The organism is Paenibacillus sp. SRL342, assembly GCF_984798905.1.
This window is the reverse complement of record NZ_OZ481790.1, coordinates 3314561-3338847: the sequence shown is the minus strand read 5'-3', so window position 1 is coordinate 3338847 and position 24287 is coordinate 3314561. Positions and strand designations below refer to the sequence as shown.

At 43.3% G+C, this 24287-nt stretch carries 19 protein-coding genes and 2 pseudogenes; 4 read left to right on the top strand and 17 right to left on the bottom strand.

Annotated features, from left to right (window positions below; genetic code table 11):
- Window positions 1-139 precede the first annotated feature (139 nt).
- The 4 genes and pseudogenes from AC4E8D_RS14690 to AC4E8D_RS14675 form a co-directional block, all read right to left on the bottom strand.
- Window positions 140-1858 (bottom strand): ABC transporter ATP-binding protein, encoded by a 1719-nt coding sequence (locus tag AC4E8D_RS14690; RefSeq protein WP_036670808.1) that lies wholly within the window; start codon window positions 1856-1858, stop codon window positions 140-142.
- 2 nt (window positions 1859-1860) lie between these two features.
- Window positions 1861-2193, bottom strand: a complete 333-nt coding sequence (locus AC4E8D_RS14685) for a hypothetical protein (RefSeq protein ID WP_221819451.1) — start codon at window positions 2191-2193, stop codon at window positions 1861-1863.
- Between the two features lie 180 nt (window positions 2194-2373).
- Window positions 2374-3315: an alpha/beta hydrolase gene (locus tag AC4E8D_RS14680; RefSeq protein WP_490206412.1), complete on the bottom strand. Its 942-nt coding sequence runs from the start codon at window positions 3313-3315 to the stop codon at window positions 2374-2376.
- A gap of 57 nt (window positions 3316-3372) precedes the next feature.
- Window positions 3373-5489: pseudogene (locus AC4E8D_RS14675) on the bottom strand (serine hydrolase domain-containing protein).
- A 299-nt stretch (window positions 5490-5788) separates the two neighbouring features.
- Here AC4E8D_RS14675 and AC4E8D_RS14670 point away from each other — a divergent pair.
- Window positions 5789-6214: a MarR family winged helix-turn-helix transcriptional regulator gene (locus AC4E8D_RS14670; protein WP_221819454.1), complete on the top strand. Its 426-nt coding sequence runs from the start codon at window positions 5789-5791 to the stop codon at window positions 6212-6214.
- Window positions 6215-6326: 112 nt separating this feature from the next.
- Window positions 6327-7714: pseudogene (locus tag AC4E8D_RS14665) on the top strand (MFS transporter).
- A 117-nt stretch (window positions 7715-7831) separates the two neighbouring features.
- Here AC4E8D_RS14665 and AC4E8D_RS14660 read toward each other — a convergent pair.
- The 8 genes from AC4E8D_RS14660 to AC4E8D_RS14625 form a co-directional block, all read right to left on the bottom strand.
- Window positions 7832-9922 (bottom strand): serine hydrolase domain-containing protein, encoded by a 2091-nt coding sequence (locus AC4E8D_RS14660; protein WP_490206411.1) that lies wholly within the window; start codon window positions 9920-9922, stop codon window positions 7832-7834.
- A gap of 36 nt (window positions 9923-9958) precedes the next feature.
- Window positions 9959-11239, bottom strand: coding sequence for an alpha/beta hydrolase family protein (locus tag AC4E8D_RS14655; protein WP_490206410.1), 1281 nt, complete (start codon window positions 11237-11239; stop codon window positions 9959-9961).
- Between the two features lie 216 nt (window positions 11240-11455).
- On the bottom strand, window positions 11456-12376 hold the full coding sequence (locus AC4E8D_RS14650) for an alpha/beta fold hydrolase (RefSeq protein WP_490206409.1): 921 nt from the start codon (window positions 12374-12376) through the stop codon (window positions 11456-11458).
- Between the two features lie 193 nt (window positions 12377-12569).
- Window positions 12570-13556, bottom strand: a complete 987-nt coding sequence (locus tag AC4E8D_RS14645; protein ID WP_490206408.1) for an alpha/beta fold hydrolase — start codon at window positions 13554-13556, stop codon at window positions 12570-12572.
- A gap of 217 nt (window positions 13557-13773) precedes the next feature.
- Entirely contained in the window at window positions 13774-15144 is a 1371-nt protein-coding gene (locus AC4E8D_RS14640) for a sensor histidine kinase (protein ID WP_490206407.1), read from the bottom strand.
- On the bottom strand, window positions 15141-15815 hold the full coding sequence (locus AC4E8D_RS14635; RefSeq protein WP_017688634.1) for a response regulator transcription factor: 675 nt from the start codon (window positions 15813-15815) through the stop codon (window positions 15141-15143). The genes AC4E8D_RS14640 and AC4E8D_RS14635 overlap by 4 nt, the downstream gene beginning before the upstream one ends.
- 72 nt (window positions 15816-15887) lie before the next feature.
- Window positions 15888-16421 (bottom strand): GNAT family N-acetyltransferase, encoded by a 534-nt coding sequence (locus AC4E8D_RS14630; RefSeq protein ID WP_221819460.1) that lies wholly within the window; start codon window positions 16419-16421, stop codon window positions 15888-15890.
- A gap of 45 nt (window positions 16422-16466) precedes the next feature.
- Window positions 16467-17072, bottom strand: coding sequence for a TetR/AcrR family transcriptional regulator (locus AC4E8D_RS14625; protein ID WP_490206406.1), 606 nt, complete (start codon window positions 17070-17072; stop codon window positions 16467-16469).
- Between the two features lie 282 nt (window positions 17073-17354).
- Between AC4E8D_RS14625 and AC4E8D_RS14620 the strand changes: the two genes are divergently transcribed.
- Complete coding sequence (locus tag AC4E8D_RS14620) at window positions 17355-18794, top strand: DHA2 family efflux MFS transporter permease subunit (RefSeq protein ID WP_339308692.1); 1440 nt, start codon at window positions 17355-17357, stop codon at window positions 18792-18794.
- Window positions 18795-18895: 101 nt separating this feature from the next.
- On the opposite strand, the gene AC4E8D_RS14615 is transcribed toward AC4E8D_RS14620, so the two are convergent.
- The 3 genes from AC4E8D_RS14615 to AC4E8D_RS14605 form a co-directional block, all read right to left on the bottom strand.
- Window positions 18896-20128, bottom strand: a complete 1233-nt coding sequence (locus AC4E8D_RS14615; RefSeq protein ID WP_237175514.1) for a cytochrome P450 — start codon at window positions 20126-20128, stop codon at window positions 18896-18898.
- A gap of 215 nt (window positions 20129-20343) precedes the next feature.
- Window positions 20344-20631, bottom strand: coding sequence for a hypothetical protein (locus AC4E8D_RS14610; protein WP_490206405.1), 288 nt, complete (start codon window positions 20629-20631; stop codon window positions 20344-20346).
- A complete protein-coding gene (locus AC4E8D_RS14605) occupies window positions 20628-21770 on the bottom strand; it encodes an NAD(P)/FAD-dependent oxidoreductase (protein WP_490206404.1) in 1143 nt (380 codons plus the stop codon). Before AC4E8D_RS14605 ends, AC4E8D_RS14610 begins: the two co-directional genes overlap by 4 nt.
- 294 nt (window positions 21771-22064) lie before the next feature.
- On the opposite strand from AC4E8D_RS14605, the gene AC4E8D_RS14600 reads away from it, so the two are divergent.
- The gene (locus tag AC4E8D_RS14600) at window positions 22065-22880 is read left to right on the top strand and encodes an AraC family transcriptional regulator (protein WP_339308322.1); all 816 of its coding nucleotides are present in this window, start codon (window positions 22065-22067) and stop codon (window positions 22878-22880) included.
- Here AC4E8D_RS14600 and AC4E8D_RS14595 read toward each other — a convergent pair.
- Window positions 22877-23518, bottom strand: a complete 642-nt coding sequence (locus AC4E8D_RS14595) for an HAD family hydrolase (protein ID WP_490206403.1) — start codon at window positions 23516-23518, stop codon at window positions 22877-22879. The two genes, AC4E8D_RS14600 and AC4E8D_RS14595, sit on opposite strands and share 4 nt — an antisense overlap.
- Window positions 23519-23557: 39 nt before the next feature.
- A complete protein-coding gene (locus tag AC4E8D_RS14590) occupies window positions 23558-24151 on the bottom strand; it encodes a DUF1349 domain-containing protein (RefSeq protein ID WP_490206402.1) in 594 nt (197 codons plus the stop codon).
- Window positions 24152-24287: the final 136 nt, after the last annotated feature.

The window sequence follows — 24287 nt, the reverse complement described above, 5'->3', positions numbered from 1 at the left end:
TTGTCAACATTATCTTTTACATAGCATTTAATAATCTCATTTTTAACATCCAAACAGAAAAAAGCCACGCATATGCGCGGCAAGGTTGTTCTGTCACCGGAGTGACGAGTGTAAACATTTTTTGTTCAATTTATATGGATTAAGAGTGACTATATTGCACCTGATGAAGACGGCTGTATATCCCTCCAGCGGCGACCAATTCCTCGTGGTTACCCTGCTCAGCGATGCCATCTGTGTTTACTACGATAATTCGATCTGCATTCTTGATAGTTGTCAGTCTGTGTGCAATTACAAGTGTAGTTCTGCCCACCGACAATTCAGCGAGTGATTGCTGAATCAGTGCTTCCGTTTCCGTGTCCAGCGCAGAGGTTGCCTCATCCAGAATAAGAATGGGCGGGTTTTTCAAAAACATACGTGCGATGGACAAACGCTGTTTTTGTCCTCCGGACAGCTTGACTCCACGCTCCCCAATGACTGTATCCATACCGTCTGGCAACGTAAGAATTAATTCCTCCAACGAGGCACGACGGGCGGCATCCCAGATTTGTTCATCCGTTGCACTCAGATCACCATAAGCAATATTCTCCTTAATGGTACCCGAGAACAAAAATACATCCTGTTGAACGATTCCAATATGCTTGCGCAAGGATTGAAGCTTAACGTTACGAATGTCGACGCCATCCACAGTAATACGTCCCTCTTCAACCTCATAGAATCGGGGCAGCAGACTGCAGATCGTCGTCTTGCCTGCACCCGAAGGACCCACAAAAGCTACGGTTTCCCCTGGTCGAACAGATAGACTGATATCACTCAGAATACGCCGACTGGATTCATATCCGAACGAGACGTTCTCGAAACGAATATCACCCTTCACACTTTCGAATTCAACGGCGTTTTTGCTATCAGCAATCTCTGGTTCCGTATCAATGATCTCCAGATAACGCTTGAAACCAGCGATGCCCTTTGGATAACTTTCTATGACAGCGTTAATTTTCTCGATCGGGCGGAAGAAGATATTGGACAGAAGCAGGAAGGCCATAAAGTCACCCATATTGATTCTGCCATCGATATAAAACCAGGCCCCGCTGATCATGACAAATACGGTAACCAGTCGCATCATCATATAACTCACCGAGATACTTTTCGCCATCGTTTTGTAGGCAAGCAGTTTGGTTTTACGGAAATTCTGATTGTCCACCGCAAAAAGTTCTTTCTCATGTTCTTCGTTCGCGAACGATTGTACAACACGCATGCCACCAACGTTATCTTCAATGCGTGCATTGAAATTGCCGACGTCTCCGAAAAGTCGCCGATACGTCTTTGTCATGCGGCCACCAAATACGATAATAACCCAAGCCATAATTGGGATAATGATAAAGGTAAGCAGCGCAAGCTCCAGATTAATGTTAGCCATCAGCCAGAACGATCCGATTAATGTCATTACTGCGATGAATACATCTTCAGGTCCATGGTGAGCAACCTCGCCGATGTCGTTCAGATCATTCGTAAGATGACCAATTAAGTGGCCTGTTTTACGATTATCGAAGAAACGGAAGGACAGCTTCTGCAAGTGAGCGAACATCTTCTCACGCATGTTGGTCTCAATGTTAATGCCCAGCATATGTCCCCAGTATGTAACGACATAGTTCAATACAGTATTAAGTGCATAGATGGATAACAGCACAACACAGGCAAGCATAATGAGAGGCCAATCCTGACCTGGCAACAATTCATTAATGAATTTGCTGACGGCAAGGGGGAAAGCCAACTCCAGAAGACCTGCGAGTACAGCGCATCCAAAATCAATTAAAAACAGTTTTTTATAGGGACGATAATACGAAAAAAACCGACGAATCATACTTATTCACTCTCACTCTCCAGATTCTTATTGGGGTTTACATCTTCATTTTGCAGCTCGAATAGATGGATATACTCGTCGATGACCTGATCAATAGCTTTTAACTCCCCACTGATCACCGGGCGAATATGTTCATACTCCTCCTGTCCAAGTTGTCGGACAAGCGTTGTTCTCCGATTCTGCATTTGTTCCAGAAATACAAGAATTCGGCCGCGACGGAATGTTTGCGCTCCACGCCCCCGTTTTCCCTCATGTTCGCCATGCCCTTTACCACGTCTCGGACGCTCACCTTGACGTACACTTCCATCCATCTCTTCGATAGGACGATCTCTCATATTTGCCACCCCCATTACGTGTATACATATGTATACAATCGTATTCATGTATACGATTGTATACGCGATAAAAAGAAGTGTCAACCTAAATTTTCCAATAAAGTAACTACGCTTGTATGTTCATCATTTTGCCAACAGAAAAAAGCCGCGATTTCGCGACTTCTTTTGTTGGCGACACTACTATTTTATCTCACTCATAAACTTTCTATATTCTTGAACCATTTCTTTGGATCGGGTGTGATGCAAATAATGTTCTCCCTCAAATGTCATCACTTTTCCATGCACAGAATCTTTGACTTGCTCTTCATGCAAGGGTATCCAGCCTTCTGTTTCCGTATCATTTGCTTGTAAAAAGAAAATCACAGGAAGATCTTTGGGGAAGGACAGTTTCTCAGCTGCTTTGAAATTAGGACCAAAGTTTTCACCTTCATTCAGGTTGTTCGAATTAAACGTATTTTTGAGTGAAAGTATTCTAATTTGTTCTCTGGTCTCATCATCAACATCGGGTGCAATCAGTTGATCAGGGGCCAGTTTCATTAACAATCGGTAGAATCCTGATTTTTTAAGCAGTTTGTACGTTTCAGTTGGGAATGGATCATCGTTACCTCCCTGCGTTGGGACACTGCTCTCAATTCCTACAAATGAACTTACTTCGTTTGGATATTTGTTCACATAATCCAGGCCGTATATTCCTGAAATGGAGTGAGCCATGAGCGTGTAATTATGAATACCAAGTTGCTGTAACACTTCATGAATTTCACTAACCATATTTTCAGTGGTACGCTCTTTTTCAGTAATGTCACTTAATCCATAACCGAAAGGCTCAATGACAACAACTTTGTAAAATGGAGATAACTCATCGATAAGCGGTTTGAAATCAAGGGCTGGGGCAGGTGTTCCGTATCCAGGAAGCAATACCACCGTTTCTTTGCCTTCTCCTTGAATCAACACATTCATGTTTTTCCCGTCAACCGCTACAAACTGGCCATAGGGTTTTATTTTCCCTTCTTCCGATTTGTTGCTAAATACATTAACAATATAGACAGTGGCAATAAATAATGCAAAAGCGATAACGATGGCTCCGAATATTTTGAGCAAAATGATTAATATTTTTTTCATCATGATGGTTCTCTCCTGTTGAGTTCGTTTGTTGTACAGCCGTTTAAGACGCTATTCATTTTACTTTTTTAATGAAATTTCAAATGAAGAACCAACCTCACCTGCAAATACAATACGGCCGTTTTCTGGTAAAACAACATCATTCTTACCGCTGACCACGCTGTGATTAATACAAATTCCAGTCTGATCATAGACAGCAAAGGCTCCATTTGCAGGCAACTTCACTGTCATGACTTTTCCTTTCGCAGTCGCTGGTACCGAAAACCATTTGGCATATCCATCTGCTTGAATGGTTGTTGCGGATTGTTTACCCGAATAGATGGGTTTTACCAGTTCCTCACTGGCGTATACATAACCTAAGGCTGTAAGATACTCTCCACCGTTCTTTTTAGAGAATTGAATGTCCATCGTATCACGTCCGGCAGTACCCGGAATCTGCAAAAGATTGGCTGCTTCGTTTGCTCCAATAATCTTATGATTGGACATATACCCTGGATTCTCTTGATTCATATGAATAGGCAGGATCGATGAAGCATTGAGATAAACCATTGATGTGTATTTCTCATTCACCAGATAATATTTTTTACCATCGCGCTTTGCCCATGCGGCATTAATCTCCTTGGATAATTTATTGGCTTCAAGCTTCTCCCCGTTATATTCTGAGAAAGCCAGCTGTCCGAGTCCTGGAACGGATATATAAGATCGTGACCACAAGTAGGTTTTCCCATTTTTCTCCACAACGAATTTCAACTTGTCTGTACCTTCGTTATTAACAAAAGTACCATCTGCTGTATATGTGTATTCTTGAGCCGGATTACTCGGAGCTGTAAGTGAAGATACAGTCATTTGTCCAGCCTTATTTATTTTGATCTTCATAACTGAATTATTGCCACCATATATACCTGCAAACTTGGAGACTTCCTTAGGCATATTGGCCTTCACGGGTACGCCAAATGATTTTTCTGGCTTCCGTTCTGTAATGATGTCCTTTTCCTCAAGTGCGCTGAGTAATAATTCATTCGCAATGAAATTATTGGTTAAGCTTGACCCGCCTGAAGAGATAACGGCTGCAGCCATGTTATATTCCGGGAGTACCACTAATGAGGACTGATAAGATAAAGTATCTCCACCTTTCATAACGGCCTTAATGCCGTATTCGTTGAATGGGAACATGTTCACACTATCCCACCCTAACCCGTATGACATAAACGTATCGCTATCCTCTGGCCACATACCTCTTCTATACTCTTCTTGCTCCATAGCTTTGACAGACTTACTGGAAAGAATGCCACTAACCTCTCCCGTGAAGATTCGTGAGAATTTGACCAGATCTTCAGCTGTGGAATACAGACCTCCAGTCGCGATGATATTATAATTCTCTTTTGGAAGTTGTCCCTCATAAAAAGGGGAATAGACTCCCGCCATCTCTGCCGGATCAACCACATCCTGTGGTGTTTTGGTATGTTTCATATCCAAAGGTTCCGTAAAATACTGGTGTATAAACGCGGTATAACTGATACCGCTAACTCTTTCGACCAGAATCTCGGCTAACGTAAAGCCATCGTTGCTGTAGACGGAGTATTCGCCGGGATCTGCTTTCAGGTTTTGATTCGCCAATTGCTCCAGAAACGTATCATGTGAATACGTGTCATTATCTCCGTACAATGTGGCATTGCTGGTTGAGGTGCCCAGAAGACCGGAGGAATGATTCAGCAACATACGGGGTGTGATCTGTTTGTATCGGGTATCTTTCATTGTAAAGTCAGGCATATAGTTCACAACAGGCGCATCCAAATCAATCTTGCCTTCGTCAACCAGCTTCATTACAGCGGCTGTAAGCATCATTTTACTGGTTGAACCAATGCCATAGACGGTGTTCGAAGTAAGAGGTACCTTGTCGTTTATATCGTTCTTGCCCGTTTGACCGGACACCACAATCTCTCCACCATCGATGAGCGCATATTGCAGACTCGTCGTACCGTACGTCTCGGTCAGTAATTTGGCTTTTTCGATCACGGCTTTCTTTGTTGTCTCATACGTAAGGTTGCTGTTGTTCAGGGGAGTGCGGCCATTGCAGATAGCGGGGCTAACATCGTTAACACTAGGGTTAAAGCTGCAATTGAAGTTCGTTTTTTGATTGCTCTCTTGACCGCGTTCATTTTCTCTTGTTGTATCATCTGCATCTTCTCCTGTCAGTATCTCTTTATTAGAGTATCTTGCTTTGGCGCTAAAATAAGCTTAACCCATGTAAATGGACTGCTCGTGACGTCTATATGAACCGAATATGAACAGGCAAAATAATTTTAGTACATGATGATTTACAATTTAGTGCGTACCGGAAAACTTGTTTAAATGGAGATAATGCTTAGATTAGCGGCGGCGTTTTCACTCCAATAAATATGATTGACACAAAAAAGAGGCGGAATTATAATGGTCACAGCAACTATAATCATGACGGTTATTTAGGAGGAAAACTTTGGAATTAGAAAAATATATCGGTGTTAATGTACAGCGCGCGGCACTTAAACTGAATAATTACTATCAAAAGGTAGTCACTCCGTTTGACATCACAGTGGATCAGTGGGAAATCCTGGTCGTACTATGGGAACAAGAAGGGATTACTCAAAAGGACCTTGCCGAGAGACTGCACAAGGACCAGACCAATGTTGCACGAATGCTGTTTAAGCTAGAAAAGAAGGAATTTATTTATCGTGTGATTCATGAGACGGATAGAAGATCTTTACGTGTTTATTTAACTCCTAAAGGACGAGATATGAAAGATGAAATTCTTGCTCCTTCCATGGACGCATATAATAAAACGATCCAGGGATTATCCAAGGAGGAGGTTGAGATGTTTAGAAGGATTCTTACTGTAATGTATAACAACGTAAAAGATCTATAGTCCACAGAGGAGTCCTCTCCACTTTAAAGGGGGGGATAACTTTTTGGACATATAGTTGCTGCAGCAACTATGGTTGGGACTATTAAAATTTATTCTAAAAGGAGATTTTAAAATGGATATAACACCAAAAGAAGCAGGTGTTTTCGACGCCAAGTACAGAGCATTGACCATTGGGATTATTCTTGCTGTCACTACCGTCGCATTTGAAGGTTTAGCAGTTGTTACGATTGCCCCAAGCCTGGCTCAAAAATTGAATGGGCTCCACTTGTACGGTTGGATATTCAGCTCTTTTCTTTTGGCACAAATCCTTGGAACCATGATCATTGGGGCGCGGATCAACAAAAACGGCGTATTCGCATCGTTTGGCATATCGATACTTTTTTTTGTGATCGGCATTGTGATTGCGGCTACTTCCGTGAATATGATTACCCTAATTATAGGAAGAGTGTTTCAAGGTTTTGGTGGAGGCGGGATCATTACGTGTGTGTATTACAGCATTACTTTAGGTTATCCCGATAAGCTGAGAACAAAAATACTTGCTTTGTTTTCCGGCGCATATATTATACCTGCACTAATTGGCCCTTATATTGCTGGCCTTATAGCGGAGCATATATCTTGAGAGTTGTTTTTTGGCTTGTGCTTCCCTTCATTGGTTTGGCTGTCATGCTGACTCTTCCTGCTTTCCGAAAATTTACAGTTAGAAGGAATACCCCTTCCAAGAATAACCGAAAAGAAGGTTATGCAGTACTACTGACCATTGGAACGGGAATGTTGCTTGCTGGGCTAGGATTTATATCGGATTGGAGAGGAATTGTACTTTCGGTAGCAGGATTGCTTATCATGATTCAGCCTTTGCGAAAGCTGCTGCCTGAGGGAACTTTAAGTGCCAGAAGAGGTTTACCGGCCACGATTGCTTCAAGAGGATTCTTTGTTGCTAGTTATAATGCGACCGAGAGCTATGTTGTCCTGGCTTTGACAGATGTGAAAAAGCTCCCAGCAGATATGGCGGGATTAATTGTAGCTGCGGGTGCATTAAGCTGGTCAGCGGCAGCCTGGCTTCAGTCAAAGTTCGATGCTAAAGACCATGGGATGGGCCGAAAGAAACGGGTAACCATTGGTATAGGATTTATGATCATTGGAGTTGCTACGGTCATTCTTGCTGTTGGCCTCCCTGAAGGCGGGATCATATTTGCAGTAATTTCACAGCTTTTCACTGGATTTGGCATCGGTTTGGCACATCCCACGACCGGGGCGATTGCATTACAGCACACCAAAACGGGTGAAGAAGGAGAGATATCTGCCAGCCTTCAGTTTACAGATGCATTTAGTCCGGGGGTAAGCATTGGAATCGGCGGAGCGCTCATTGCCGTTAGTCATTCACTAAATTGGGGATTGTTGACCGGGATTATATTAGCTTTGTCTCTTCAATTGCTTTTCGTTCTCTTGAGCTTTACAATTTCCTTTCGGATCAAGCAGGCAAAAGCCTCGGAGGGGAATTAATTCCATCCTGAATTCCAAAATTTGAATACGCTCTGCAACAACAACATAAAACCTCCTCTACGTCATGGAGAAGGTTTTATGTCTTTATATTTTCATTGGATCAACGAACCAATCCATTTACTTTTTTAATGAAATTTCAAATGCGGAATCCACGTCACCTGCAAATACAATGCGGCCGTTTTCTGGTAATACAACCTCATTCTGACCGCTGACTACGGTGTGATTAATACAAATCCCCTTCTGATCATATACGGCAAAGGCGCCAGTTGCAGGCATTTTAACCGTCATGACTTTTCCTTTCACCGTTGCTGGTATCGAAAACCATCTGGCATATCCATCTGCTTGAATCGTTGCTAGAGATTGTTTACCCGAATAGAGTGGTTGTACCATTTCCTCACTGGCGTATATGCTACCAACGGCTGTAATGTACTCTACTCCGTTCTTTTTAGTAAAATAAATCTCCTTTGTATCACGTCCAGCCAGGCCAGGGATTTGCAGCTCCGTGACTGCTTCGTTTGCTCCAATAATCTTAGTATTGGATACATACCCAGGGGTCTCTTTGTCCAAATGAATAGGGAGAATTGGTGCCGAATTGAGATAAACCGTTGATGTATATTTCTCATTCAGCAGGTAATATTTTTCACCTTCACGCTGCTCCCATGAGGCCGTAATATTCTGGGATAATTCATTGGCTTCCAGCTTCTCCATTTTATATTCGGAGAAAGCCAATTGTCCAAGTCCTGGTAAGGATATATAAGATCGATACCACAGATAAGTCCTTCCATTCTTCTCCTTAACAAATTTCAACTTTTCCGTGCCTTCATCGTTAACAAAAGTACCATCTGCTGTATAGGTGTATTTTTGAGCCGGATCACTTGGAGCTGCGGGTGTGGATACAGTCATTTGTCCAGTCGTATTCATTTCGATCTTCTTAACTGAATTATTGCCGCCATATATACCTGCATTCGTGGCTATTTGTTTAGGTATATCTGCCTTCACGGGCACACCAAAAGATTTTTCTGGCTTCCGTTCTGTAATAATCCCCTTTTCCTCAAGTGCGCTGAGTAATAATTCACTCGCAATGAACTGATCTTTGGCACTTGTCCCACCTGATGAGGTAACGGCTGCAGCCAGATTATATTCCGGCAGTACGACTAATGATGAGTGATACGATATGGTATCTCCACCTTTTGTTACTGCCTTGATACCGTATTCACTGAATGGGTACAGATCTACACTATCCCACCCTAAACCGTAAGATATAGACGTATCGCCACCCTCTGGCCACAGGCCTTTTTTGTACTCTTCTTGCGCCATGGCTTCTACAGACTTATCGGTAAGAATGCCTTGGACCTCTCCCGTGAAGATTTGTGAAAACTTCGCAAGATCTTCAGCGGTGGAATAAATGCCTCCAGTAGCGATAACATTATAATTCTCTTGTGGAAGCTGACCCTCATACATAGGAGAATAGATTCCCGCCATTGCTGCCGTGTCAACCACATCCTGTGGTGTTTTGGTATGTTTCATGTCCAAAGGTTCCGTAAAATATTGGTGTATAAATGCTGTAAAACTCATGCCGCTAACACGTTCAACCATAATCTCGGATAACGTAAAACCATCGTTACTATACACGGAGAATGCACCGGGATCTGCCTTCAGGTTTTGACTCGCCAATTGGTCCAGAAACGTATCATGTGAGTACGTATCATTATCCCCGTACAATGTGGCATTGCTGCCCGTGCTGCCCAGCAGACCGGAAGAATGATTCAACAGCATGCGTGGTGTGATTTGTTTGTAGCGATGGTCTTTCATCTGAAAATCAGGTATATATTTCACAACAGGCAGATCCAAATCCACCTTGCCTTCTTCAACTAACTTCATAACAGAAGCTGTGAGGAACATTTTACTCGTTGATCCTATGCCATAGATTGTATCGGGCGTAAGAGGCACCTTGTTGTTTTTATCGTTTTTACCCGTCTGACCGGACACCACAATCTCGCCACCATCGATAAGGGCATATTGCAGACTTGTGATTCCATGTTTCTCGGTGAGTAACTTGGCTTTCTCCATCACCGTTTTCTTGGTTGGTTCATACGTATGATCACTGCTACTTGTAGCAGGCGCAGCCATTGCAGACATTGGAGCTAACATGGTTAATGCCAGCGTTAACACGGTGATTGAAGTGCGTTTTCCCTTTTGTCGTCCCATTCACATCATCTCCTGAATTTTAATTAAGTGTTTTGGTTATTTGATTTCTTCTGGGTCTACAAATTTCACCTCCGGATACAGGTCGTTTGGTCCCTGAATCAGATCTCCACCCGTTCCTTTCAGTTGCTTGTTAAAGAAATCGAGTACATATTGATTTACGATGTTTGATCCTCTTTTACCATTGATGTCTCCTGTAATGCCCGACAGTTTAACCAGCTCTGAATAGAACTGAAGGTCCGTGAAATTGAAGTGCTGAGTTCCTTCTACATAGATCACTTTTCCCCCATGATTAATAACATTTTTCATAATGTGCAGCTCATCTGAAAGAGATTTAGTTACTTCATCATCCGAATTTCTATCCATTTCAAAGTTGGCGAACCAATCTTCAAAACTTCCCGATCGGATGAACATAAACGATTTGTTTATATCATCTCTATTTTCCACTTCATATAGTGACCCATCCATATTAACCCCGGCCTTGATTCTCTGATCTAAATACGTTGCATTAAACGCGGTTGCCCCCCCAAAAGAATGCCCCATCGCGCCGATGTGATCTAGATCGATTTTTCCTTTAAACTGACTTTCGATTGCACCTGAATTCAGCTTTTCGATTTGATCGATTACAAACTCCACATCTTTCGTCCATATATTCCCTGTTTTTGTACGTTCATCTAGTGTAGTCGTACTTTTTTTGTAATCCGTTACACGGCCATCTGGAAAAAGGGTAGCAAAGGTGCTATACGTATGATCGATGGTGAACACGATATACCCATGACTGGCCAGATTCTCGGCCTGTGATACATGTAGAACTCTACTGGTTCCCATACCATGAGATAGTAGTACCACGGGATAAGGACTTGTAGAAGGTAATATTTCAACATTTTCATAAGAGTTGGTTTGACTATACTTCAAGTAGTCGAGCAAAAATTCGGGCAGTTTTAAAGAATTAGAGAAGCTCTGAATATACTTTTTGAACATTTCTTTATCTTTTGGAAACAGCGTGTCACGCTTATTATTATTGCTGTTTTCAGTTGGGTACCAAACTTGAACCATTAGTTCTCTCTTATCGCTTTGATCTTCAGTGAAGATTTCGTCCCTGTTCTGGTCTGTTAAATGAAATGTTTGAGTACCCACCTTCTCTGGACCATCAAGCTTCGGCAGATTAAAAACAGGTAAGTATACAGACAAGACGGTAGAACCAACAAGCAGAATAACGATTAAGGAAGATAAACTATATTTCAAGAACTTCCCTATTTTAAGATTCGCCATCTTATCGGAATGTCTGAATAAAACGATGATTATGAATAGAGCCGTCATGATATATACCAAAAGCAACTGCCATCTGTATCCCTCAACAAACAATTGAACTAATAATATAACGCTACTTCCTATTCCCAAACCCAAGCCTATTTTCTTTGCACTTCTTTTAATAAATAGTAGGTCTATGAGTAAAGCGAAACAGGATAGAACTAACAGTATCTCTAATAATCTCAATTGAATTCCTCTCTCTCATCACGGACTTTTACAGAATTATTACTTCGCTTCGTTCATGAATGCTCTAACATCTTCAGCTATTTCTTTGAATAACGTATGGTGCAAGTAATGTTCGCCATCCATGGTGATTACTTTCCCATGTACTGAATCCTTGGTCTGCCCTTCATGCAGCGGAATCCATCCTTCAACACCTTCATTATTCGCTTGTACAAAGAGAAGAAGTGGCAGGTCTTTAGGGAAGGTTAAACCTTGGGCTCCTTTAAAATTGGAAGCAATATGGTCCATCTCATTCAAAGTCGTGGAACTGTTCGAGTTTTTATTCGACAGCATGTTCATCTGCTCTACGGTATGTTCATCAAATGCGAGTCCAGCATAGGGGTCACTACTAAATTTGACCACCAATCTTTGGAGACCTGATTTTTTAAGAAATGCGAACGTTTTAGTAGGTAATTTGGCATCCATACCCGGTTGTGTTGAAACACTGCTATCAATTCCGACAAATGCCGTGACCTCATCCGGATATTTGTTCACATAATCAATGCCATAAATGCCTGCAATGGAGTGACCCATGAGCATGTACTGATGAATATCGAGTTGCTGCAGCGCTTCATGAACTTCACTTACGATATTCTCTGTGGTTCGTTCTTTTTCAGTAGCATCACTTAATCCATAACCGAATGGCTCAACCGCCACAACTTTGTAATATGGTGATAGTTCGTCAATGAGCAACTTAAAATCAAGCGCTGGTGCAGCTGTTCCAAAACCAGGCAGAAGTACAATCGTTTCCTTGCCTTCGCCTTGAATGAGCACATTCATATTTTTCCCGTCTACAGATACATGCTGACCATAGGAATCGATTTTCTTGGCCTCTGAATTACTACTGATCACATTGGTGATATAAACAATACCTAGAAATAGAATAATGGCGATTACGATTGCTCCTACTATTTTCAGTATCATGTTTCTCACTTTTTTGGCCTTTGATCTATTCTTTGTTTTCTTTTCCGCAGGCTGCGTCGTCAGTGTTATCTTCTCCTGTCTTGAACTGATAGTTCGATTGTCTTTTTTGCTGCTAATGAAATCTTATCCAATGAAGATGTACTCCCCGTGACGTCAATATGAACTGAATATGAACAAGCCAATTCATTTATATTTACTGCTGCGTCATAAATTCCCTGAATTTTTCAGCAATTTCTTTGGCATGGGAACGATACAAATAATGATTTGCTTCCAGCAGCACCACTTCACCACGCACAGAGTTCTCTATTAACTTCTCGTGTTCCGGAACCCAATTGTCCGCTGCCGGATGATTCTTTTGAACAAAGAAAAGAACTGGAAGATTAACAGGGAAAGTTAGTTGTTCAGATGTTTTAAAGTTGGAATACATACTTTCTGCCTCATTTAATTGCGTGGTATTATACATATTTTTGCGTATCAGAATGTTCAATTGTTCTTTTGTTTGCTCATCATAAGGCAGTCCATCATAAGGGTCAGCACTCAGTTTCAGTTGCACTCGGGCAAAACCTAAGTTGCGGAACCATTTAATCGGTTGTGTATCTGATGATTCAATCTTCTGTTCACTTATCGCCGGAACACTGCTATCCAGCCCGACATATGCACTTACTTCATCTGCATATTTGTTCACGTAATCCAGGCTATAGATCCCCGAAATGGAATGACCCATCAGGATATAGCGATCAATATGTAGACTCTGTAACGCTTCATGAATTTCACTGACGATATTTGCTGTACTGCGTTCCTTTTCGGTCTGATCGCTCAATCCGTAACCAAAAGGCTCCACCACAACGACTTTATAGTATGGAGATAATTCTGAGATCAGTGGCTTAAAATCAAGCGCTGGTGCCGCTGTTCCAAAACCAGGCAGAAGTACAATCGTTTCCTCGCCTTCGCCTTGAATGAACACGTTCATATTTTTTCCGTCTACGGATACATGTTGACCATACGGCTCCATTCTTTTTTGCCCCGAATAACTGCTGATTTTATTGACGGTATATACGATAGCTACAAAAAGTAAGATTGCTATAATGATTGCACAAAGTACTTTAAACAAAATGTTTAACACTTTCTTGGTTTTGCTTTTACTCTGGACTTCTCTGTCTGCTTGTTGATTCACATTCATCTGCTCCTATCCTCATCTGTATATTGGCCTGGCAGGCTACTTAAGAAATCCTAATCAAGAAAGATGTTCTCCCCATGACCGGAATATGAACGGAGCATGAACAAGCAAAAAAAATGTCCTATGTAACATACAAGGAAGCTTGCATGTTACATAGGACATGAACATTCGGTTTAGATAATCCGATGGATATTCTATTCATTGACCCTATCCTGTGAGCCTAACCATCCGTTGGTGGATGGATGGGCAACGTGATCATAAAGGTCGTGCCTTGACTAGGTTCACTTTCCACTTGGATGTCACCCTGATGAAGGGAGACGATCTGTTTAACGATAGCAAGTCCCATACCACTCCCGTCATATTTACGACTGTGGGAACGATCTGCCTTGAAAAAACGGTCGAATATACGCTTCTGATCTTCCAGGGGAATTCCAATGCCCGTGTCGGATATTCGAACAGTCACATTTTTGAAGTCCTCTTCGATACTGACTTTAATAATACCGCCATCCTTGGAAAACTTGATGCTATTTCCGATGATGTTTGTCCATACCTGATTTAACTGATCGTGATCAGCCGTTACCTTCACGTTCTCCAAATCAAGCTCGAAATGAATGTTGCGCCCAGACCATTGAGGCTGAAGCGCAACGATGACCCGCCTGATCTGTTCATCAAGGCTTAAGGTGGTGAGCCGTAGTTGCTGTGACTGCGATTCAAGCAAACTCAGCTTGAGCAGGCTATCGCTCATTTTGGACATTCTTTTTGCTTCTGAGATGATAATATCCAGGTAACGGTTTCGCTCTTGTTCTGAGAGATTTACTTGCTTCAGTGCCGAAGCGTAACCGGATATCGAGGTGAGCGGAGATTGAACCTCATGCGAAACATTTGTAACGAATTCCCTGCGCATCTGCTCCAACTGCTGAAGATCATGCATCATTTCTTCAAAGCTGCGGGCCAATGTACCAATCTCCGTTGTTTGTTTAATGTTCAGCTTGACGTTGAAGTCTCCAGCTGCAATCCGTTTGGTCGCTTTGGTCAATTTTTTGATCGGTCTAACCAGATATACAGAAGCAACCACAATCAACAAACTTCCTACAATCAAGGAACAGCTTGCAAAAATCAAGCCAAACTGGACCACAAAAGAGGCTGAGGGCGGTGAGAGTGTTTCTAGAAACATCGCTCTTGTACCCGTTTCCGTCTTGATCGGTAGCCCCAAAAGAACGGTAGCGATACCTTTAGGTGTGTCCTGCACAACCCCTCCGTTTAACACCTTCTTGAGTTGATCCGTCGATACAGGTGATGATTTATGTTCGTTAAGCTTCCCATAAGACTGGAACTTGCCCGTTGCATCATAAATTCGAATATGATACGAATCAAGTTGTTTCATTCTACTAACGAATGATTCTGCTTCATCAGCAGGCAGCGTCTTATAAATCTGCACAACGTCCTGCCCAAAGTTGCGTATGTTAATTTGAGCATTTTCATTCAATTGATCTTCGAACATCCAGGTTGACATAAAAAATGAAATAATCGTGCCTGTGATGACTGACACCAGAAAGGTCAGAACAACACGAATATATAAGGATCTGATCATTCATAGACCTCAAGTCTGTACCCTAGCCCACGCACCGTTTCAATCCGAAAATCAGGTGTAGTCGCGAATCGTTCGCGCAGGCGTTTAATATGTACGTCTATTGTTCGATCATCTCCAGCGTAATCAATACCCCATATCTGATCGATCAATTGCTCACGTGTATAGACTTGTCCTGGTGTTCCAGCAAGCTTATACAGCAATTCGAACTCCTTAAGTGGTAACGTAAGCGACTCTGTGCCTCTCATCACCTTATACGTCTGGCGGTCCAGAATGACGTTGCCAAACTGGATTGTGTGAGTGGAGCCAATTTTGTATCGTTTCAGTAATGCTCGGACACGAGCGGTCAGCTCCAATGGATCAAACGGTTTGGTCAAATAATCATCCGTACCCAGTTCGAATCCTTTCACCTTCTCCCACGTCTCTCCTCTCGCCGTCAGCATGAGTAACGGAAGGTCGGGATTGGCTCTTCGGAGTTCTTTACACAGTGCCCAGCCGTCCATGACAGGCATCATAATATCTAGCACAACCAGATCCACTGGAGTCTCGCCATATATAGTGAGAGCTTCCTTACCGTCCGCAGCTTCCACTGTGGTGAATCCATCGTTTTTGAGAAATAGACAGACGAGTTCACGAATGTTCGCATCGTCGTCTGCAACGAGTATAGTAGCCATAGTTTTTTCTGTCCTCTCCGTTACGTTTAAATATATAGTTCAACTGATATAGTAAATAGTAAAACATCTTGCTTATAGTATATCCACAGCAAACATCGTATGTTCTTTCAACGTTCCCTGGATTGGCACAGGCTGCGACCCATTTTCCTTGAATCCTGCTTTTTGAAGGACACGGATGGAGCCTGTATTATCGGGCACAGCGCCAGCTTCGATTCGAGTAATTTCAGTTTCGTGTTTGGCAAATTCCAGTACACATTGCAGGGCTTCGCTCATATATCCTTTTCCTTGATGAAGAGTATCCGTCACATAACCAACGATCCATTTTGGGGTAGAATCCAGTATGATCTCGAACACGGAAATCTCACCGACAAGTTCATCCGTTGTATGTAGAAAAATACCAAAGGAATAGCGATCTCCTTCTTCTCTCTTCTTGTTCCAGCTCTCAATGAGTGACCTTTGCCCCTCCAAGCTATAGAAAGACTCATCCCGATTACTCGCTGAGATTCTTTCAATTTCCGCACGGTTGCGAACCTGTAGATCCAGAAGCAATGAGGCATCTTCCACATTCCAAAATCTCACATAGATACGTTCTGCACTATATTTCATTACATTATTCCTCCTCTATTAACCTTAGGTGCAATTGTAGCATGATTATATCAGGTCATTATAAGAGTACGAGCGAATCAACGAGAATTGTTTAGCCAGGAAATGCGGTGAATAAGGCATATCATTGCGCAGCCAGGAAACAATGGTCCCAATCAGGGCCGAAGAACCGTACCAGATTGCGATTTCTTTGTGAATGCCGGACTCTTCCAGTTCATCCTCGATCTCCACCCGATCAATCTTGGCTTTGACCAGCGTACTTAACAATTTGAGCAGTCGTTCGGTGAAAATCGGTGTGCGCTTCGTGGCAAGTACCACCTGATAGAACGATGCGTTGTCTGCAAAATGCTCCAGCAACTTGACCAAAACAGGCCAAGCCTCGTCCGTTCTCTGCTTCTCAAAATGAGGGGCATATTCATCCACAATCCGTTCAATATGCTCAATCATCTCGTCCGCCATCTTCTCCATCATATCCGTAATATCACGATAGTGCAGGTAGAAGGTTACCCGATTGATCGTCGCTCGTTCGGCAATTTTGTTGACTGATAACTTCTCAATATCCATTTCCTGCAGCAATTCAACAAATGCACCTCGAATTAACTGACGTGTTCGCAATATTCTTGGGTCCACGGCTGATTTCTTCTCGTCTTTCACGTGTATCCCTCCCATCAAATTTTAAACATTACAATTTTAAACAAACAGTCGTTTTTTTTTGATTTACACAACAAATTCATTTTATTTGTAAAATAAACGACGAAAACACGTCATAACGTAAATTGTAATCTGTCCGAATATGTATATAATTCAATAAATACAATGTAAACTATACAACACGTTGTAAATTTAGTCACGTGTGGATTGAAAGGATGAAAAGGATTGAGTCAGGCTAGAGTACAAGAAGAATTATCCGTAAAGAAAGGCCCCATCCTGTTTATCATGATTTTGGGAGCCTTCCTTGCAACGTTGAATCAAACGATCATGAGTGTCGCTACACCGGAACTGATGGGTGATTTTAACATCTCCGCCGCAACAGCACAATGGTTAACGACAGGTTACATGCTGGTGAACGGGGTGCTTATCCCCATCACGGCCTACTTTATGCAACGCTTTTCAACCAAGCAATTATTCCAAGCTTCCATGTTTATTTTCCTGATTGGTACCATCGTATCCGCTCTTGCAGATAACTTTGGTACATTGCTGACAGGACGTATGATTCAGGCAGCGGGTGCCGGCATTATCATGCCGCTCTTAATGCACGTTATTTTGACCTTGTTTGCCCCTGAAAAACGAGGATCTGCAATGGGGATGGTTGGTTTTGCCATCATTTTTGCCCCTGCAATCGGGCCTACCCTTGCCGGTTATATCCTCGAGAACTACTCTTGGCAAACGATGTTCTACGGCATGATTCCATTAACTCTTATTGTCATTGCTTTTGCATTTGTATACCTGAAGAATGTATCCGAACGGGTCAACACAAAGTTCGACACCATCAGTGTGGTGCTCTCCACGATCGGATTTGGCGCATTACTCTATGGTTTCAGCAGAGCAGGAAGTCTGGGATGGTCAAGTGCAGAAGTTCTTATCTGCATTGGGGCTGGAATTGTTTCTCTTGCCCTGTTTACATGGAGACAGCTCGTTTCTGAAACTCCGCTGCTTGATCTGCGGGCATTCAAATACAACATGTTCTCCTTGACCACGGTCATTAGTATCGCGATTACAATGATCATGTATGCTGACATGATGTTACTTCCCTTGTATCTCCAGAATGCACGTGGTTACACTGCACTGGAGTCCGGATTATTACTCCTTCCGGGTGCGCTTGTCATGGGCTTCCTGATGCCAGTAGCCGGAAAATTGTTTGACCGATTTGGAGCGAAATGGCTCGCTGTTATCGGGATGGTGATCACCATCGTGACGACAATTGGTTTCATCGACTTAACGGATTCAACCAGTTATGGTTACCTGGTATTAATGTCTACCGGCCGCCGAATTGGTATGGCTCTGCTCATGATGCCGATTCAGACTGCGGGGCTTAACCAACTGCCACCAAGACTTGGTGCACACGGTACAGCTATCTCTAACACCGTCAGACAAGTGGCTGGTGCTGTAGGTACTTCATTGCTCGTAAGTGTCATGACCTCCCGTACAACGGCACACGTACAGGATATGATGGCGACTGGTGCAGCCAATGGTCTCAGTCAACAACAGCTTGCTACAGAATCCATGATCCAGGGTATCAATGATGCTTATGTTGTTATCATCGGTATCGCTGTTGTGGGATTGGTCCTTTCCTTCTTTATCAAACGCACCAAACAAGCGAAAGAGGAAGAAATCAAACAGGTGGTAAGACAAAAAGTTTCCATGAATTCAAATTAAGGTGTCCAGCCTCATACTTGCTTGCATAACAAAGCGGCAGATCAAGACGTTTACGTCTGATCTGCCGCTTTTTAGGTTGTATCCCGTATGAACCTTTCGCTCTACCCAACTATCTTCACTGGCAGATGGATCAACGACTGCCCCGGAGCTGAAGTGGCCAGATTATTCTCCAGATCAAATGAATCCACTGGTTCAATCCGCGCAATTTTCTCCACAAATGCCGTCAAGGCAATGCTGAGTTCCATTCTTGCCAACGGGGCACCCAGACAAAAGTGTGGGCCATTGCCAAAGGTAAGATGTTTTTTGTTATTACGACGATGAATGTTTAACTCAAACGGGTCTTCAAACATCTGCTCATCCATATTGGCTGCACTCATCCAGGAGATCACAACATCGCCTTTTTTCAAATCCACTCCGAGCAATTGATTATCCTGCTTCACTGTCCGATGTCGCTTGGCATTGTGGAACCGATAACGGAGCATTTCTTCGACTGCGAGCGGAACCAACTCGGGATTCTGTCTTAGTTGATCATACAAGCTGGGGTCATCATACAGGAATGAATAGAATGTATTTGAAACCATATGACTGGTTGTCTCAATTCCAGCTCCGAGCAACAGCATGGTTGTGCGAACAACCTCATCCTCCGTGAACTTCTCACCTTCAACATCAACGTTCAACAGGTCGGTAATGATATCCTCACCAGGGTGGGTCCGTTTATGAACTACAATGGGGTATAGGAATTGATAATACTCTTGCGCTGCAGTTTGTTTTTTCAGTTCACTCTCCTCAGCCGTCTTTGGATTGGAGGGCTGAAACAGAATATCTACCCAGTTCTTGAATCGATGGCTGTCTGTAAGGGGGATACCGAGCAGATCGGCCATAACCATCGAAGGCAGTGGAGCGGCCAACGCTTGAACAATATCAATGGTCGTATTTGGCTCAATATCTGCTACCAGCTGCTCTGCGATGTTGCGAATTCGTGGCTCCCAGTTTTTCAGACTACGCGGTGTAAAAGCAGCAGATAACAACGAACGACTCTTTTGATGACGGGGAGGATCAATACTTGACATATTGAATTTGTCTGGAGGTGTGCCTTCATTGTTCTTTGCTCCAACGGCAATGGTCGTCCGGCTTCCTTCGGCTGAAAAATATTCATGATTACTGAGGACCTGCTTCACATCATCGTATCTGAACACATTCCAGGTGTCTGTATCTTCGTGATAGTACACAGGATGCTCGGACAGCATTTTTCGAAACCAGTGAAGTGGGAAAAACTCTTCAGATCTGGACTGAAACCCCGTGATGTCCTCAACGCGTATCACTTCTTTATACATTTGGAATCCACCTCTCAGCATCGTTTTGTGATTGGTTACATGGGTACCTGAATTGACAGTTCAGCACCTGATTCCATTTTATACCATGCGTTCATTTATTGATATAAACCATTTGAACTAAATCATAAAAACCCCTTAACATAAGGGGTTTTTGTTTTATACGTATCGTATATTATTTCTGTCGGGGTTTCAGAAAGATAAGCCATACGAACCGATCAATCGCCTAGTTTCGCCAATGCTTCCTGTAGCTGTTCCAGCTGTGCAGACAGGGTTTCAATTAAATTCTGCGTTAGGCTTGCCTTCTCCATTATGATTTGCTCTTCAGAACTGTCTTCCGATGCATTCCAGATTGGTGATGACTTCAATACCGACAATTCGCGTTTGTATGTTTCTTGTTTCTCCAAAGCTATGCGCAGCTTTTCTTTTGTCGTACCGATCTGATGCTCCAGATATATGATGTCGGACGAGTTCGCTCCCTCGGATAAACGTTGTGAATATGTCATGACTCACCTCTTTCAATTTCATCCATTGCTTTGCCAACAGTATAGGGCTCAATATCGATATCCAGCTCCATGCCGAGAGCGAGTTTCGCCAGTTGACTCCCGATAAAAGGACCCATGGTCAATCCAGAGGCTCCAAGTCCATTTGCGGTAATCAGACCTTGCCATCCTGGAACAGCCCCCATTACTGGTAGAAAGCCAGGTGTGAACGGACGGAACCCAACCCTTACTTCCTGGAATGTGCTATTTGCTAGCCCCGGTGCCAGTTCGAGACCTTTATTCAAAACTTCCTGCATGCCCCCTGCGGTTACTCTTGTATCATAACCTTCCACATCATTTTCATGAGTGGCACCAATCACAATCTTCTGTTGATCAAAGGCCAGCAGATATTGATCAGAAGGTGGCATGATTACAGGCCAGCGGCCTGTATCCTCCCCATCCGTGACATGCAGATGCATAATTTGTGCCTTTTGATAATGCACTTTAAAGTGTATGCCGAGTGGCTTCAGCAGTTCGTTGGCCCATGCACCTGCACAGACAACGACTTCATCTGCCAGGAAACTCTGATCATTAACACTCACACCAATGACCCGATTTTCTTCTAATTGAAGCATGGCGTCTCCATGGATCACTTCCGCTCCATTTCGCTGTGCAGACCGGATCAAGGCATCGCGCAGCGCCCTTCCATCTATACGTGCAGCACCGCTGATATGTACCGATTGATAACGTTCATCCAGTAGTGGAAAACGATCACGGGTTTCTTTGGCATCAAGAGGTGTAATGTCACCAATCTCCGGTGCATCTGCTTTGCGTAGATGGGCCCGCTCTTCCATCTTGTTAATTTTGTCCACATCCGTATGAATACTAAGCGCGCCCACTTGAGCATAACCAGTTTCCGTTTCTCCTTCGCCTTCAAGCTCCGCTATGATGCCAGGATAGAACCGCGCACCAGCCTTGGCAAGCTGATACCAGTCCTGATTACGTCGCTGTGACAGCCATGGACAGATGATACCGGCAGCTGCATCCGTCGCCTGCCCTATATCTTTTCGGTCTATGATGATGACCTCTGCGCCATGTTTGGCTAATTGATAGGCTGTTGATGCCCCCAGAATACCCGATCCCACTACGATGACTTTCTTCATGTTTGCATCCCTTTCCTTAATCACTCATTCGTTATAGCGTATACCGTTTCGCATTCTGTTGGCAAGGCAGGCGTACTTTTAGATCCATAAATTGAGGCTGATCAGACCACAGTTCATACTCATTCATCCAAAAAGAATTGTTGAAGCATTCATATGAAAACGTTTTATATATTGCCCGTCATTCAATTAAAATTATTCCATTTATGTAATATAATTCTTTCTAGGTTTCTTTTAACGCTGTAACCACGCCACTTACGCACATGATCCTTTAACGAAAAGAGGAATAACACGACGATGCCGAAACCTAGTATGGGGAATCCGATGGATACCGATATGCCGCTCATGATTACAGGGCAAAACCAGTTGACCGTTGATGAATTGATGAATTGGAGCGACCATTCACGGGATTACAGCATTGTACAGTGCATCGGAGGAACAGGGCGAATCGCAGCAAAGAATCATGAATTTTCGATCAAAAAAGGGACCGCTCTCATTTTGTTCCCGGAGGTAACCTATCGTTACCACAATCTGAGTGATTCATTACGATTTGATTGTCTGTCTTTCAATGGCTATTTATTGCCACGGTTCTTGCATTCCTTGCAGATCGGGGAGCTGCGCGCCTTCAAGCCGGATGGAATGCTTCATATCCTGTTGCGTGAAATTACGTTGGCGCTGCAGTCCCGGCACAAGGATCAGATCTGGCACGTATCCGCATTACTGTACATGCTTTTGGTCAGATTAACCATTGAAGGTGAACGCTATAGTGCTTACGAACGTTCTGATGCCCGATTAAGATTGGATGAACTCATTACTTTTATCAAACAAAATTATCATCAGGATATCTCTCTCCCCATGTTGGCTGAGCAGATGGACGTTACCGAACAGCACCTGAATCGGATATTCAAAAAAGAATTTCAAATGACTCCATTGGAGTATCTGATGCGATATCGGTTGTTGAAAGCCAAGGAAATGCTCATCGAAAATGACGCTACGACCGCTCATGAAATAGCCAAAGCCGTTGGTTTCAACAGTGCCAGTTACTTTGGATCAGTGTTCAAAAAATACGAAGGGATCTCCCCTATCGAGCTACGCAAGCAGTATCTGGATTAAAGCGCCTCCATATCGATCTCGGCCAGCGAGGGTAACCGCAGTTCATGCATGGCGAATTCCAGACCACGCGTTACCTCGTTAGGTACGATGATACAACGAATACCTGCCGCATTGGCTGCCTTTAAGCCATTAGGTGAGTCTTCGAACACAATCGCTTCGGAAGCCTCGACCCCAAGACTCTGGAGAGCAAGAAGGTACAGTTCAGGGTCCGGTTTCACTCGCTTCACATCCTCGGATGTATGAACGACTGTGAAATAATCAAAAATGCCTAATTTCTGCAAGTAACCATGCACCCAGTCCCGTGTGGAGCTGGAAGCAACCGCAAGCTGAATCCCCTTCTCCCTCGCAGACTGAAGCAATTCATACACCCCTGGAAGAATGGCAGCCTGTCCCAAATAGACTTCGTATTTCTGTTCAGAGAGCAGTTTGATATGATCATGATCTATCTTTTTTTGGAGCGCTTGCTCCAGATACAGAAATGGATGAAACTCCTCAAAGGATGTCCCCACATTTTTCGACCATAACTCCAGACCAAGTTCAACTCCGTGCTCTTCATAAATATCCCGAAACGCATAATACCAAGGTGTCTCTGTATCTACAATGAGTCCATCAAAATCAAATATAAATGCTTTTACCATGAACCTGTTCTCCCTCCAGTGATCGGCCAGGGGAGCGGATTAGAAACGTGCGGTCAAGTCCGGATGAGTAACGTTCACGGATAAAAAGTGACACGTACAGCCCGTTCCAGTCGGCGACTGAACAACTAATCCAGCTCGAAGTTCCCCCTGAATCGGCATGCCGAAATAACGAATTAGTTTCCACTCTTCCCCATTGGGTGAATAAAAGAATGATATACAGTCCTCTACTTTGCGTATACGCAGGTAGGGATTAGGTACAGAGACTTCAACCGAATTACAATCATCAGATGAACCATCACGTGTCACCACCGACACGATGGTAGGCACTTTACCATCATATTCAAAACAAATTTTGCACCAGTTAAGATCATCCGCCATCACCATCAGACATCCGGAATCATATTGATTTTTCATATCTACGGTTAATTGGGTTGTGATTTCGAAATCGCCAGGCACAGGCATGGACAAGAAAGGAGCAGTTGCACGAATGTGCTTCCCCGCTGGATCTTGGAAAAAGTCGGTGTCCGCCTTCGCTTCCACCAGCACACCTCCCTGATCGGTATAGGACCAGGTTTCGGGCTCGTTCATCCAACTCCATTGCTTCCGTGCTTCTGTTGTCATTATGTTAGTCATTTGTTAGCAGCCTCCCAAGTTAAAATATGTTCTAGAGGTAGTTCAAAAAGTACGCTTTTGATTACTAAGGATGCCTAGTGGCATCATCAGCATCGAATATGGCATTCAGCCGAAATGTCCGTTGCTCACGTAGTTT

What these genes read in the sequence shown, in the direction of transcription:
- AC4E8D_RS14690 (WP_036670808.1), bottom strand. Translation starts at nt 1,858, where the DNA reads ATGATTCGTCGGTTTTTTTCGTATTATCGTCCCTATAAAAAACTGTTT.
- AC4E8D_RS14685 (WP_221819451.1), bottom strand. Translation starts at nt 2,193, where the DNA reads ATGAGAGATCGTCCTATCGAAGAGATGGATGGAAGTGTACGTCAAGGT.
- AC4E8D_RS14680 (WP_490206412.1), bottom strand. Translation starts at nt 3,315, where the DNA reads ATGATGAAAAAAATATTAATCATTTTGCTCAAAATATTCGGAGCCATC.
- AC4E8D_RS14660 (WP_490206411.1), bottom strand. Translation starts at nt 9,922, where the DNA reads ATGGGACGACAAAAGGGAAAACGCACTTCAATCACCGTGTTAACGCTG.
- AC4E8D_RS14655 (WP_490206410.1), bottom strand. Translation starts at nt 11,239, where the DNA reads ATGACGGCTCTATTCATAATCATCGTTTTATTCAGACATTCCGATAAG.
- AC4E8D_RS14650 (WP_490206409.1), bottom strand. Translation starts at nt 12,376, where the DNA reads ATGATACTGAAAATAGTAGGAGCAATCGTAATCGCCATTATTCTATTT.
- AC4E8D_RS14645 (WP_490206408.1), bottom strand. Translation starts at nt 13,556, where the DNA reads ATGAATGTGAATCAACAAGCAGACAGAGAAGTCCAGAGTAAAAGCAAA.
- AC4E8D_RS14640 (WP_490206407.1), bottom strand. Translation starts at nt 15,144, where the DNA reads ATGATCAGATCCTTATATATTCGTGTTGTTCTGACCTTTCTGGTGTCA.
- AC4E8D_RS14635 (WP_017688634.1), bottom strand. Translation starts at nt 15,815, where the DNA reads ATGGCTACTATACTCGTTGCAGACGACGATGCGAACATTCGTGAACTC.
- AC4E8D_RS14630 (WP_221819460.1), bottom strand. Translation starts at nt 16,421, where the DNA reads ATGAAATATAGTGCAGAACGTATCTATGTGAGATTTTGGAATGTGGAA.
- AC4E8D_RS14620 (WP_339308692.1), top strand. Translation starts at nt 17,355, where the DNA reads ATGATTTTGGGAGCCTTCCTTGCAACGTTGAATCAAACGATCATGAGT.
- AC4E8D_RS14615 (WP_237175514.1), bottom strand. Translation starts at nt 20,128, where the DNA reads ATGTATAAAGAAGTGATACGCGTTGAGGACATCACGGGGTTTCAGTCC.
- AC4E8D_RS14610 (WP_490206405.1), bottom strand. Translation starts at nt 20,631, where the DNA reads ATGACATATTCACAACGTTTATCCGAGGGAGCGAACTCGTCCGACATC.
- AC4E8D_RS14605 (WP_490206404.1), bottom strand. Translation starts at nt 21,770, where the DNA reads ATGAAGAAAGTCATCGTAGTGGGATCGGGTATTCTGGGGGCATCAACA.
- AC4E8D_RS14600 (WP_339308322.1), top strand. Translation starts at nt 22,065, where the DNA reads ATGCCGAAACCTAGTATGGGGAATCCGATGGATACCGATATGCCGCTC.
- AC4E8D_RS14595 (WP_490206403.1), bottom strand. Translation starts at nt 23,518, where the DNA reads ATGGTAAAAGCATTTATATTTGATTTTGATGGACTCATTGTAGATACA.
- AC4E8D_RS14590 (WP_490206402.1), bottom strand. Translation starts at nt 24,151, where the DNA reads ATGACTAACATAATGACAACAGAAGCACGGAAGCAATGGAGTTGGATG.